This is a genomic window from Pseudodonghicola xiamenensis DSM 18339, assembly GCF_000429365.1.
GTDB classification, from domain to species: domain Bacteria; phylum Pseudomonadota; class Alphaproteobacteria; order Rhodobacterales; family Rhodobacteraceae; genus Pseudodonghicola; species Pseudodonghicola xiamenensis.
The window spans coordinates 87546-99547 of record NZ_AUBS01000009.1; the positions used below are offsets into that span (position 1 = coordinate 87546).

Consider the following 12002-nt stretch of genomic DNA (forward strand, 5'->3'; position numbering starts at 1 on the left):
GATTTCCAAGCTGTTTTCGGAACAGGGTTCCGCAACGACAAGTGGCTGCCCCAGGCGTCGCGCGCTTGCTTGTTTTTCTTGCGCGAAGGGCCGCAAACCCCTATAGAGCGGCTGTCAACAAGGGCGGACAACGCTTGCAGAGCAAAGGGATCGAGCAGGGTCGGCAGCAACCGGCCCTCTTTGTTTTGCGGGTCCGTCCCGACCAACGAAACCTCAAGACCGGCGGAGACAACCGCACGGCCGGAAAAACCAAACGTTAGGAAACCAGAGACCACATGGCTCAAAACACATCCATGGAGGAGTTCGAAGCCCTCCTGAACGAAAGCTTCGAAATGGACACGCCCGAAGAGGGGTCCGTTGTCAAAGGTAAGGTCATCGCCATCGAGGCAGGCCAAGCCATCATCGACGTAGGCTACAAGATGGAAGGCCGCGTCGATCTGAAAGAATTCGCAAATCCTGGTGAAGCCCCCGATATCGCCGTTGGCGATGAGGTCGAGGTCTATCTGCGCTCCGCAGAGAATGCTCGTGGCGAAGCCGTGATTTCCCGTGAGATGGCCCGCCGCGAAGAAGCCTGGGACCGTCTGGAAAAAGCCTATGCCGACGACGCCCGCGTCGAAGGTGCGATCTTTGGCCGTGTCAAAGGCGGTTTCACCGTCGATCTGGGCGGTGCCGTGGCCTTCCTGCCCGGCTCCCAAGTCGATGTCCGCCCGGTGCGCGACGCAGGCCCGCTGATGGGGCTGAAACAGCCGTTCCAAATCCTGAAAATGGACCGTCGTCGTGGCAACATCGTTGTGTCGCGTCGTGCCATCCTGGAAGAATCGCGTGCTGAACAACGTGCCGAAGTCATCTCGAACCTGACCGAAGGTCAGACCGTCGAGGGCGTGGTCAAGAACATCACCGAATATGGTGCGTTCGTTGATCTGGGCGGCGTTGACGGCCTGCTGCACGTCACCGATATGGCTTGGCGCCGTGTCAACCACCCGTCGGAAATCCTGTCGATCGGCGAGACCGTCAAGGTTCAGGTCATCAAGATCAACAAGGAAACCCATCGTATCAGCTTGGGCATGAAGCAGCTGCAGGAAGATCCGTGGGATCTGGTCGGCGCCAAATACCCGCTGGGCTCGGTCCACAAGGGTCGTGTCACCAACATCACCGACTACGGCGCGTTCGTCGAGCTGGAGCCGGGTGTCGAAGGTCTGGTGCACGTGTCCGAAATGTCCTGGACCAAGAAGAACGTCCACCCCGGCAAGATCGTTTCGACCAGCCAGGAAGTCGACGTCATGGTTCTGGAAATCGACGCCGCCAAGCGTCGCGTTTCGCTGGGCCTGAAGCAGACCATGCGCAACCCGTGGGAAGTGTTCTCGGAAACCCACCCCGAGGGCACCGAGGTCGAAGGCGAAGTCAAGAACATCACCGAATTCGGTCTGTTCATCGGCCTCGACGGCGACATCGACGGCATGGTTCACCTGTCCGACCTGTCCTGGGACGAACGTGGCGAAGACGCGATCCAGCACTACAAGAAGGGCGACATCGTCAAGGCCGTCGTCTCGGAAGTGGATGTGGACAAAGAGCGTATCTCGCTGTCGATCAAAGCCCTGGGCGGTGACAAGTTCGCCGAAGCCGTGGGCGGCGTGAAGCGCGGTTCGATCATCACCGTCAACGTCACCGCGATCGAAGATGGCGGTATCGAAGTGGAATATGAAGGCATGAAGTCCTTCATCCGCCGCTCCGACCTGTCGCGTGATCGTGCCGAACAGCGCCCCGAGCGGTTCTCGGTCGGTGACAAGGTCGACGTGCGCGTCACCAACATCGACAGCAAGACCCGTCGTCTGGGCCTGTCGATCAAGGCACGCGAGATCGCCGAAGAGAAAGAGGCCGTGGAACAATACGGTTCCTCCGACTCGGGCGCATCGCTGGGCGATATCCTGGGCGCCGCGCTGAAGGGCGGCGACAACTGATCACCCGCTGTCCGACACGGACAGCGATTGTGACTGACAGGCAGGCCCCGGGCGAAACGTCCGGGGCCTGTTTTCGTGCCTACCCTGAGGGCGGTGCTGCGATTCGCTGGTTGCCGGTGCGGGGCGCCGATACCTGCTTCGGACAGGGCGAGAAACGCAAACTGACCAGCGATCAATGGCCGACAGGCCCGCTGGTGAGCCGAAATTGTCCCTATAATTCCAATAGTTCCGGTTTCCGTAGGGGGGGATTGGTTCTATACTCCGTGCAACGTCAGTGAAAGAACGTCTCGCAACCATGTGCCTTGGGAGGGCCACGCATGATCCGGTCGGAACTGATTCAGAAAATTGCCGATGAAAACCCGCATCTGTATCAGCGCGATGTCGAGCGTATCGTGAACACCGTGTTCGAAGAGGTGACCGAGGCGATGGCACGCGGTGACCGTGTCGAGCTGCGCGGCTTTGGTGCGTTTTCGGTGAAAAAGCGCGATGCGCGGGTTGGTCGCAATCCCAGAACCGGCGAAACCGTGCAAGTTGAGGAAAAATCCGTCCCCTTCTTCAAGACTGGCAAGCTGTTGCGGGACCGGCTGAACGGAAAAGAAGACTGATGCGCTACCTTCGTTATGCGATCCTCGCGATTTTGGGGATCGGCCTGATTTCCATCTCCATGGCCAACCGGGAGGCTGTGTCCCTGCAGCTTCTGCCGTCGGATATCGCCGATCTTATCGGCTGGAACCTGAATGCCTCGTTGCCGCTGTTCCTGGTGGTTTGGGGTGGTGTGGCCGTGGGCGTGGTGATCGGCTTTTTCTGGGAATGGCTGCGTGAGCACAAACATCGCCGCGACGCCACCCGCAGCGGCCGCGAGCTTCGCAAGCTCGAACGTGAGGTGACCCGGCTGAAGCAGGACAAGACCAAGGGCCAGGACGAGGTTCTGGCGCTGCTGGACGACGCCTGAGGCTGATATGAACATGGAAATCCGGGTGAAGATCTGCGGGCTGCGCAGCGCTGCAGACGTTCAGGTCGCGGCCGAGGCCGGCGCGGTCTATGGCGGGTTTGTCTTCTTTCCCAAGTCGCCACGCAACCTGACGGTGGAAGAGGCCGCGCCGCTGGCGCTGGCGGCCCCCCTGGGACTGTGCAAGGTCGCGCTGGTGGTCGATCCGGACAATGACAGCCTCGATCGTATCCTGGCGGCGGTGCCGATCGACATGCTGCAGCTTCATGGCCATGAAAGCCCGCAGCGGGTGGCCGAGATTCGCGCGCGCTATGGCCTGCCGGTGATGAAGGCGGTGGGGGTCTCCGGACCAGAGGATTTGCCGCAGATCGACATCTATTCCCAGGTGGCCGATCAGCTTCTGATCGACGCCAAGCCGCCGAAGGATGCGGTCCTGCCGGGCGGCAACGGCTTGTCATTCGACTGGCAACTTCTGGCGCGCCGCAAATATTGGCAGCGGCCCTGGATGCTGGCCGGTGGGCTGACGCCCGACAATGTGGCCGAGGCCTGCCGGATGACCGGGGCGCGGCAGGTCGATGTGTCCTCCGGCGTGGAAAGCGCGCCAGGGGTGAAGGACGCGGACAAGATCCGCGCCTTTGTCGAAGCGGCGCGCGGCGTGACTGGTGCCAAGGGCGCCCCGCCAAAGCTGGTCTGAGTGCCTCCTGTCGTCCGTGCGACACAAATTTCTTCGAAGAAATTTGCCAAGATTTCTGGAAAAGTCTTGGTGGGGGGCGGGAGCGCGCTGCTGGGTTGAATCCACTGGAAATCGCGGCCGGTGCCTTCTATGCAAGGCGCAGACCACAGAAGGGGCGATTTCATGGCCAACGACCTTATCAATTCCTTCATGTCCGGCCCGGATGAGGACGGCCGTTTCGGCATTTTCGGCGGGCGCTTCGTCTCTGAGACGCTGATGCCGCTGATCCTCGATCTCGAAGCCGAATACGAGCGCGCCAAGACCGATCCCGATTTCTGGGCCGAGATGGACGATCTGTGGAAATATTATGTCGGTCGTCCTTCGCCGCTCTATCACGCCTCGCGGCTGAGCGAGGAATTGGGCGGCGCCAAGATCTATCTCAAGCGCGAAGAGCTGAACCACACCGGCGCGCATAAGATCAACAACGTACTGGGCCAGATCCTGTTGGCGCGGCGTATGGGCAAGACCCGCATCATCGCTGAAACCGGCGCAGGCCAGCATGGTGTGGCCACTGCCACAGTCTGCGCCAAGTTCGGGCTGAAGTGCATCGTCTACATGGGCGCCACCGATGTGGAACGTCAGGCGCCGAACGTTTTCCGCATGCGGTTGCTGGGCGCCGAAGTGGTTCCCGTCACTTCCGGGCGGGGCACGTTGAAGGATGCGATGAACGACGCCATGCGCGACTGGGTGACAAATGTGCATGACACCTTCTATTGCATCGGCACCGTGGCGGGCCCGCACCCCTATCCGGCGATGGTGCGTGATTTCCAGTCGATCATCGGCAAGGAAACCCGCTGGCAGCTTGAAGAGCAGGAAGGCGAAGGCCGTTTGCCTGACACCATCGTCGCCGCCGTCGGGGGTGGGTCGAACGCCATGGGGCTGTTCTATCCCTTCCTCGATGACCCTTCGGTCAACATCATCGGGGTCGAGGCCGGCGGCCATGGCGTTGATGACCGGATGGAGCATTGCGCCAGCCTGACCGGTGGCCGCCCTGGCGTGCTGCATGGTAACCGCACCTATCTGCTGCAGGACGAGGACGGTCAGATCCTCGAAGGCCATTCGATCTCGGCCGGGCTCGATTACCCGGGGATCGGGCCCGAACATTCTTGGCTGCACGACACCGGGCGCGCCAGCTATGTCTCGATCACAGACATGGAGGCGTTGGAGGCCTTCCAGGTGCTTTGCCGCACCGAGGGGATCATTCCGGCGCTGGAATCGAGCCATGCGGTTGCCCATGTGATCAAGATCGCTCCGGATCTGCCGAAGGATCATATCATCGTCATCAACCTCTCGGGGCGAGGCGACAAGGATATCTATACGGTGGCGAAATTCCTGGGCTTCGACATGTCGGATACCGAAGGCCGCACCGCTGACTGAGAAGGGGGGCGAATGGCTCGCTTCCTCTTGTCGACTACGAAAAAAGGCGCCCGATGAGGGGCGCCTTTTGTTTTGTCTGTCTACGCGGTCGGTCAGGATTCCAGCAGGACGGTCTCAAAGCCTTCGAACTGCGGGTGCCCCATGATCGGGCTTTGGCCTTCGCGCTTGCCGACGTTCTTATGTGCATCGCGGAATTGTTCGGAATTGGTCCAGGCCTCGAAATCATCCTTGGTTTCCCAAAGTGTGTGGCTGGAATAAAGTGTGTGATCCTCGCCCTCCGCCCCCTTAAGCAGGCGGAATTCGCGAAAGCCCTTCATCTCGTTCAGGCGGCCTTCGCGGTCTTTCCAAATCTGTTCGAAATCGGCTTCGCGACCGGGTCGGATCTTGAAGCGGTTCATGGCGATAAAGCTCATAGCGTGCCCTCGTCTGGCAGAATGTCACGGGAAACGGGCTGGCGAGGGCGGGCAAAAGGCCGCGCGGGCTGGCTGATCGCGGGCAATAGAAAGGAAAACCCTGGTCTGGTCAATGCGATGTCGCCGCCGCGTTAGCCCTGGCGGGTGGCGTGTTCGAACAGGGTGGCAAGGGGCACAACCTCCAGCGCACGGCGATGGGTGGCCTCCAACGAGACCTGCGGCGCGCAACCTTCGTCATGGGCTTGCAGAAAGCGCGCCGCGCAGAGGCACCAGCGATCCCCGGCCTTGAGACCGGAAAAGTCATATTCCGGGCGCGGCGTGGTCAGGTCGTTGCCGACATATTTCGAATAGGCGAGGAATTCGTCGGTCATGATGGCGCAGACGGTATGGCTGCCGGCATCTTCGGCGCAGGTGTTGCAATGGCCGTCACGGAAATAGCCGGTCAGCGGTGCCACCGAACAGGGCGCCAGCGGGCCGCCCAGAACGTTTACGGGATCGTCCTGTATCATGTCGTTCTCCTAAAGGCTGCGGGCGATCTTGCGGAACACCTCGACATTATCGTCGATGGTGCCGGGCGTCTCGAAATCGGGATCGGCTGCGGTCACCACGATCATGACGCCACGGGGCTGGTCGAAATACAGATATTGCCCATAGATGCCGATGGCCATGAACTCCCCATCGTGGGCCCCTTTGGGCACCCACCACTGATAGCCATAGCCGAGCTTGCCGTGCGCAGTTGGCGCCGAAGGCAGGATCGAAGCGACGATCCAGTCGGCGGGAACGATCTGATGCCCGTCATAGGCTCCGCCCTGCAGGATCATCCGCCCGAAGCGGGCATAATCGCGGGTGGTGAAGTTCAGCCCGCCCAGCACGAAGGCGGTGCCGGTGCCGTCGGTCAGATAGAGTCCATCCTGCTCCAACCCCAGCGGTGCGATGATCTTTTCCGATAGCAGATCGGGGATCGTGCGGCCGGTGGCGCCCCTGATCACCATGCCGATCGCATGGGTGTCGATCGAGACATAGCGCCAGTTTGCCCCGGGATCGGCAATGCGCCGTGTGAAGGAGGCGGTGAACGCGTCCAGTGATCCGCCGAGGGCAACGACCCGGCCCATCCGGTTGATATCGGAATCGGGGTCGAAATAATCCTCGTCGAAAGCCACGCCCGAGGTCATGTTCAGCACGTTGCGGATGCTGGTGCCGTCATAGGCGCTGCCGATCAGGCTCGGGACGTATTTCACCACCGGATCGTCGAGCGAGCCGATGGTGCCCTCGGCGATCAGGGCGCCCAGCAGGACCGAGAGATAGCTTTTTGCCAGTGACCAGGAAATGCGGCGATCCTCCGGCTCGGTGCCCTGATAATAGCCTTCGTGACGGATTTGTCCGTCCTGCAATACCAGGAGCGAGGTCAGGCGGCGGTCGTCTATCCAGCTTTCGGTGCCCTCGGGCAGGGTCATTTGCTGGCCCTTGTCCAGTGTCACCACCGGTCCGCTGCCGCGTGATACCGGCACGGTGTGGAACCCGCGCTCCATATGAGAGAAGTTCTGTACGATCCTGCTCTCATCGAACAGGGTCTTCACCGTCCAGAGCCGCATCAGATCGTCGCGTTTCCAGAAGCCCACCACCAGCGCGGCGAGGACAAAGGCCAGAAGCAGACGGCCGAGCCAGATCAACGGGGAGCGCATCGCTGGTGCTCCCTTCTAAAGGCCTGTCCAGCGGATCCAGCGACCGTGGAAATCCGCCCGGCCAAGCGTCAGGGTGATATCCCCGGGCCAGAGCCTGAGGGTGATCGCGGCTCCGGTGCCGCCGTCGGCTTCCATTCCCAGCCAGGCCAGTGGGCTGTCGGAGCTGGCGCGGGTGCCGGCGGCTTCGATCAGCGCGCGACCGCGGGTCTGGGCAGCGGCGGGGAAATACTGCCAGGCGACGGTGTGATAGATCAGGTGAAGTTGGCCCGGGCGCGGCATCTCAAGCCGGGCCGCCAGCCAGTCGATGGCATCGGAGCGGTCGACCGGAGCCGCCTGCGCGGCGATGGCGGCGCGGGTCAGCTCGAGGCGATGTGGCTGATCGGCCCAAAGATAGGCCGAAAGCCGCAGCGCATCGGCAGTGTCATGCGGGTCGAGCGGGTTCAGGTCGACCCCGCGCCGGTCGGCCACAGTGAAGGGCGCGGGGGCGGGGAAGGGGCCATCCCACTCCGGGCTGAGGGTCAGTGCCGGGGCGTCGGGACCAAGCCGGCCCGCAGGCGTCTTCAGTGCGAAACGGTCGAACATCAGGTTCAGCCCGCCGCTGGCGCCCAGTTCGGATACGGCGAAGGGCAGCGGATGGCGCGCGGCGATCTCATGCGCGGCGGCGATCAGCACGGCGGCGCGGCGCACCTCATTGGTCTGGGGGGCGTTCTTCATCCAGTCGGCGAAAAAGGCCTGATGCCGTTCGATGGCCGCCAGCACGGTGTCGATCAATGCGGCGTCGGCGACCTGATGCGGCGGGTAGACGGCGGCGAGATCGGCATCCTCGTCACGCAGCACCAGCGCGTGCAACCCGCCCGCGATCCTCAGCGGCAGCGAGGCACCGCTGGGCCCCAGATCGACATCCTCCCAACCCTCGCAGAGCTGGCCCAGGGCGCTGCCGGCGGGCCAGCGATCGGCCAGCCCAGTCAGCAGTCGCGCCATGAAGGGGGAATCGAGATTGGCGCAGGCCCGGGCCTGTGCGCGCAGAACCGGAGGCATTCTCATTTGAACTTATCCATAAGCTTTTCCATCGCGCTGCGATTGTCCTCAGGCCCGGTCGCGGCGGTCGCGGCCTTCTGGGACACGGCGGGTTTCGGTGCCGAGGGGCGTGGTGGTGTGGTCCTGAGCGCGACGGCCGTGGAGAATTTCGAGCCTTCGCCGCGGGCCAGCGCATCGGCGCCATCGGAGATGCCGCACAGCAGATTGTCGAGCCATTCTTCCTCGGCCTTGGCGAAGTCATGCAACACATAGCCCGAGACTGCCTCTTTCCGGCCAGGGTGGCCGATGCCAAGGCGGACGCGGCGATACTCTTCGCCGATATGGCTGTGGATCGACCTGAGCCCGTTGTGCCCGGCGTGCCCGCCGCCCTGCTTCAGTTTCAGCTTGCCGGGGGCGAGGTCGAGCTCATCGTGAAAGACAGTCACATCCGCGGGCGTCAGCTTGTAGAACCGCATCGCTTCCCCCACCGACTGGCCGGAGAGGTTCATGAAGGTTTCGGGCTTCAGCAGCAGCACCTTGTCTCCGCCCAGCCGGCCCTCGGTGATCTGGCCCTGGAACTTGGCCTTCCAGGGCCCAAAGCCGTGATCCGCGGCAATGCGGTCGACGGCCATGAAACCGATGTTGTGACGAGTATGGGCGTATTTTGCCCCGGGATTGCCGAGACCGACAAAAAGTTGCATGGGGTCCCCTTCGCGGATTGGGCGGGTCGGGGCCTTTCTGCCCTGAAACGGCTGCGAAATCCAGAGCGGGAAGGGGGCGGTGGTCGCCGCCCCCTGCGGTGCTCGGGTCGTGTCAGGCGATCAGCAGATCATCGGCGATCTGGCTGATGTCGGACAGGCCGTGAAAGATCAGCTTGTTCCCGTCCCCGAAATCCAGCGCCTCGCGGTCGCCGATGGTCGTGCCGAACAGATCGACCACCTCGGCGCCGGTCAGGCCGGTGCCGAAGCCCAGGGCCGCAGCGTCCAGCCGGAGGGTGTCGATATCGTCCTGAAAGTCGAGGATACGGTCGACCCCGGAATTGCCGAAGACAAATGTGTCGCGTCCGGCGCCCCCGGTCAGGCGATCCCGGCCCGCGCCTCCGTCCAACTCGTCCGCACCGGCATTGCCGTTCAGGATGTCGCGCCCCGCACCGCCAAACAGCTTGTCCTGCCCGGCGCCGCCGCTCAGCTTGTCGTTCCCCTTGCCGCCGAACAGAACATCGTTGCCTCCGCGTCCCTCAAGCCGGTCGTTGCCGTCGAACCCGCCCAGCTTGTCGCGGACGCTGCCGCCCTTCAGGATGTCGTCGTCGGAGAAAACCGTTTTCATCAGGGCGAAATTGTCGGCGTTGTTCTTGGTTGCGGAGACATCGTAGAAATCGCGCGCCGCAAGGTTCAGCCCGGTCACGCGGGCGCTGTAATCCGCTTCGGTTTCGCTGATTGCGGTGATCATGCCGCTATAGGGGGTTTCAAGCGTTACTCCGTTGAAGGTGATCGGCCGATAACTCAGGCCGCTACCGGAATAGATATCGGGTGCTTGCTCGATATCCGGCAGGCCGGGATAGCTGGGGAATTCGTAGGTGACCGTGAAACCGGAGGGGCCGGTATCCTCGACCGAATAGAAGCCCGAGAAATGAACCGACAGAAATCCCAATGCGCCATGGGCCTGATCGGTGGGCGTAGTTCCGGTAAATATGACTTTGACCATATCAATAGCTTTCTGGTTGGTGAAAAAAAATGGGAATATGGAAAAAGCCTAGCGTTGCCCGGATGTCTGTCAAGAGAGACGATCGGGGTTGACGGCATGCAGTCGCGCCGGTGGCTGGCTGGCCAGGCAGCGATCCGGTGGCCGGCAAAGCGGGCCGTCCCGGGAACGATCAGATCGCCCCAACGAAAAACGGGGCCCCGAAGGACCCCGTTTCCCAATTTGCAGTACGATGCGGAATTATTCTTCCGCGCCGCCTTCTGCTTCTTCCTCGTTCTCGGCAGAGCGCAGGCCCGAGGGGGCAGAGATGGTTGCAATCACGAAATCGCGGTCGATGGTCGGCTTGGCGCCGGCCGGCAGATCGACGCCGGAAATGGTGATCGAATCGTGGACGTCCTTGCCGGCCAGATCGACGACGATCTTTTCCGGGATGTCGCCAGCGGTCACGACCAGTTCGACATCGGGGCGCACCACGGTCAGAACGCCACCCTTCTTGATGCCGGGGGCTTCTTCCTCGTTGATGAATTCAACCGGGATGTGCAGGTTGATCTTCGAGGTGCGGCGCAGGCGCATCAGGTCGAGGTGGGTCGGCAGATCCTTGACCACATCGCGTTGCACGTCGCGGCAGATCACGCGAACGTCTTCGCGGCCTTCGATTTTCAGGTTCCACAGGGTGGACTTGAATTTGCCCGCCTTCAGCTTCTTCAGCAGGACGTTGAAGGGGATCTGGATCGCGATCGGGTCTTCGTCACCGCCGAAGACAACGCCCGGCACCATGCCGTTGCGGCGTGCCTGACGAGCGGCGCCCTTGCCTGTCCCCGTCCGTTCCAGAGCTTCGAGATCAGGAATCTCACCAGCCATGTCGTATTCTCCAATGTAAGGGCGGGGCTCCTCCAAGGCTGTAGCCCCGCGTGAAGCCGCGCCTATAGACGGATTTTGCCAAAAAGGAAAGGGGGCTTCGGGATTTCCCGATGCTCCCCCGTTTGAGATCACCCGCTGCCGGTTCAGTCCTGCCAGCGGCCGCTGAAATCTTCGGGGATCAGCAGGTTGTGGCGGCCAAGCCCGGCGATGCTGCGTTCGCCGCACAGCGCCATGGTGGTGTCCATCTCCTTGCGCAGGATCTCGAGCGCAGTGGTCACGCCCTTCTGTCCCATGGCGCCCAGCCCATAGACGAAGGCGCGCCCGATCATGGTGCCACTGGCACCCATGGCCATGGCCTTGAGGATGTCCTGACCCGAGCGGATGCCGCTGTCGAGGAAGACCTCGATATCACCGCCCACCGCGTCGAGGATCGCCGGCAGCATGCGGATCGAACTGAGCGCGCCGTCGAGCTGTCGGCCGCCGTGGTTCGATACCACGATGGCATCGGCGCCGAGTTTGACGGCCATCTTGGCGTCTTCGGGATCGAGGATCCCCTTCAGGATCACCTTGCCGCCCCATTGCTCCATCAGCTTGGCGATCTTGCCCCAGTCGAGTGTCGGGTCGAATTGTTCAGCCGTCCAGGCGCCCAGTTGCGAGGCATCGGAAATGCCCTGCACGTGGCCAACGATATTGCCGAAATTACGCCGTTTGGCGCCCAGCATCTCGATGCCCCAGCGCCATTTGGTCGCCAGGTTGGCAATGGTCTTCGGGGTCAGTTTGGGCGGGGCGGAGAGGCCGTTCTTCAGATCCTTGTGCCGCTGGCCGAGGATCTGCAGGTCGAGCGTTATCACCAGCGCGGAACACTTGGCGTCCTTGGCGCGCTGGATCAGCCGGCGCACGTAATCTTCGTCCTTCATGGTGTAAAGCTGGAACCAGAAGGGCGCGCGAGTATATTCGGCCACGTCCTCGATCGAGTTGATGGACATGGTCGACAACGTGAAGGGCACGCCGAAATCAAGGGCGGCCTTGGCGGCCTTCATCTCTCCATCCGCGTGCTGCATCCCGGTCAGCCCGACCGGGGAAAGGGCAACCGGCATCGCCACTTTCTGGCCGATCATCTCAGCCGCGGTGGAGCGGCCGGACATGTCGACCGCCACCCGCTGGCGCAGGCGGATGTCCTGAAAGTCGGTGGTGTTGTCGCGGAAGGTCTGTTCGGTCCAGCTGCCGCTTTCGGCGTAGTCATAGAACATCCGCGGCACGCGACGTTCGTAGATGCGCTTGAGGTCCTGAATATTGGTGATCACCGTCATG

At 62.3% G+C, this 12002-nt stretch carries 13 protein-coding genes; 5 read left to right on the forward strand and 8 right to left on the reverse strand.

All coding sequences use genetic code 11. The annotated features are described in order from the left end of the window. Positions 1–275 precede the first annotated feature (275 nt). The 5 genes from rpsA to trpB all read left to right on the forward strand — a co-directional run bounded on the left by rpsA (position 276) and on the right by trpB (position 5017). The gene (rpsA, locus tag G455_RS0111525; RefSeq protein ID WP_028093855.1) at positions 276–1958 is read left to right on the forward strand and encodes a 30S ribosomal protein S1; all 1683 of its coding nucleotides are present in this window, start codon (positions 276–278) and stop codon (positions 1956–1958) included. 317 nt (positions 1959–2275) lie between these two features. Then, complete coding sequence (gene ihfB, locus G455_RS0111530) at positions 2276–2563, forward strand: integration host factor subunit beta (protein ID WP_028093856.1); 288 nt, start codon at positions 2276–2278, stop codon at positions 2561–2563. Then, complete coding sequence (locus G455_RS0111535; RefSeq protein WP_028093857.1) at positions 2563–2910, forward strand: lipopolysaccharide assembly protein LapA domain-containing protein; 348 nt, start codon at positions 2563–2565, stop codon at positions 2908–2910. The genes ihfB and G455_RS0111535 overlap by 1 nt, the downstream gene beginning before the upstream one ends. Positions 2911–2923: 13 nt before the next feature. Next, positions 2924–3601 (forward strand): phosphoribosylanthranilate isomerase, encoded by a 678-nt coding sequence (locus G455_RS23880; RefSeq protein WP_407636244.1) that lies wholly within the window; start codon positions 2924–2926, stop codon positions 3599–3601. Between the two features lie 162 nt (positions 3602–3763). Then, positions 3764–5017 carry a tryptophan synthase subunit beta gene (trpB, locus tag G455_RS0111545; protein WP_028093858.1) on the forward strand — a complete coding sequence of 418 codons (1254 nt, stop codon included), beginning with the start codon at positions 3764–3766 and terminating at the stop codon, positions 5015–5017. Between the two features lie 92 nt (positions 5018–5109). On the opposite strand, the gene G455_RS0111550 is transcribed toward trpB, so the two are convergent. The 8 genes from G455_RS0111550 to G455_RS0111585 form a co-directional block, all read right to left on the reverse strand. Further along, complete coding sequence (locus tag G455_RS0111550; RefSeq protein WP_028093859.1) at positions 5110–5430, reverse strand: antibiotic biosynthesis monooxygenase family protein; 321 nt, start codon at positions 5428–5430, stop codon at positions 5110–5112. A 131-nt stretch (positions 5431–5561) separates the two neighbouring features. Beyond that, entirely contained in the window at positions 5562–5939 is a 378-nt protein-coding gene (locus tag G455_RS0111555; protein WP_028093860.1) for a DUF2237 family protein, read from the reverse strand. Positions 5940–5948: 9 nt separating this feature from the next. Then, a complete protein-coding gene (locus G455_RS0111560; protein WP_028093861.1) occupies positions 5949–7112 on the reverse strand; it encodes a serine hydrolase domain-containing protein in 1164 nt (387 codons plus the stop codon). Between the two features lie 15 nt (positions 7113–7127). Continuing rightward, positions 7128–8156, reverse strand: a complete 1029-nt coding sequence (locus G455_RS0111565; RefSeq protein ID WP_028093862.1) for a DUF2332 domain-containing protein — start codon at positions 8154–8156, stop codon at positions 7128–7130. Then, the gene (gene pth / locus G455_RS0111570) at positions 8153–8830 is read right to left on the reverse strand and encodes an aminoacyl-tRNA hydrolase (RefSeq protein WP_028093863.1); all 678 of its coding nucleotides are present in this window, start codon (positions 8828–8830) and stop codon (positions 8153–8155) included. The genes G455_RS0111565 and pth overlap by 4 nt, the downstream gene beginning before the upstream one ends. A 112-nt stretch (positions 8831–8942) precedes the next feature. Further along, positions 8943–9833 (reverse strand): calcium-binding protein, encoded by an 891-nt coding sequence (locus G455_RS25585; RefSeq protein WP_051312404.1) that lies wholly within the window; start codon positions 9831–9833, stop codon positions 8943–8945. Positions 9834–10070: 237 nt separating this feature from the next. Then, entirely contained in the window at positions 10071–10691 is a 621-nt protein-coding gene (locus tag G455_RS0111580; RefSeq protein WP_028093864.1) for a 50S ribosomal protein L25/general stress protein Ctc, read from the reverse strand. Positions 10692–10834: 143 nt separating this feature from the next. Next, on the reverse strand, positions 10835–12001 hold the full coding sequence (locus G455_RS0111585) for an alpha-hydroxy acid oxidase (protein WP_028093865.1): 1167 nt from the start codon (positions 11999–12001) through the stop codon (positions 10835–10837). Position 12002 lies beyond the last annotated feature (1 nt).

Bases quoted from the DNA above. Each gene is read 5' to 3' on its own strand.
- rpsA (WP_028093855.1), top strand. From the start codon at position 276: ATGGCTCAAAACACATCCATGGAGGAGTTCGAAGCCCTCCTGAACGAA.
- ihfB (WP_028093856.1), top strand. From the start codon at position 2,276: ATGATCCGGTCGGAACTGATTCAGAAAATTGCCGATGAAAACCCGCAT.
- G455_RS0111535 (WP_028093857.1), top strand. From the start codon at position 2,563: ATGCGCTACCTTCGTTATGCGATCCTCGCGATTTTGGGGATCGGCCTG.
- G455_RS23880 (WP_407636244.1), top strand. From the start codon at position 2,924: ATGGAAATCCGGGTGAAGATCTGCGGGCTGCGCAGCGCTGCAGACGTT.
- trpB (WP_028093858.1), top strand. From the start codon at position 3,764: ATGGCCAACGACCTTATCAATTCCTTCATGTCCGGCCCGGATGAGGAC.
- G455_RS0111550 (WP_028093859.1), bottom strand. From the start codon at position 5,430: ATGAGCTTTATCGCCATGAACCGCTTCAAGATCCGACCCGGTCGCGAA.
- G455_RS0111555 (WP_028093860.1), bottom strand. From the start codon at position 5,939: ATGATACAGGACGATCCCGTAAACGTTCTGGGCGGCCCGCTGGCGCCC.
- G455_RS0111560 (WP_028093861.1), bottom strand. From the start codon at position 7,112: ATGCGCTCCCCGTTGATCTGGCTCGGCCGTCTGCTTCTGGCCTTTGTC.
- G455_RS0111565 (WP_028093862.1), bottom strand. From the start codon at position 8,156: ATGAGAATGCCTCCGGTTCTGCGCGCACAGGCCCGGGCCTGCGCCAAT.
- pth (WP_028093863.1), bottom strand. From the start codon at position 8,830: ATGCAACTTTTTGTCGGTCTCGGCAATCCCGGGGCAAAATACGCCCAT.
- G455_RS25585 (WP_051312404.1), bottom strand. From the start codon at position 9,833: ATGGTCAAAGTCATATTTACCGGAACTACGCCCACCGATCAGGCCCAT.
- G455_RS0111580 (WP_028093864.1), bottom strand. From the start codon at position 10,691: ATGGCTGGTGAGATTCCTGATCTCGAAGCTCTGGAACGGACGGGGACA.
- G455_RS0111585 (WP_028093865.1), bottom strand. From the start codon at position 12,001: ATGACGGTGATCACCAATATTCAGGACCTCAAGCGCATCTACGAACGT.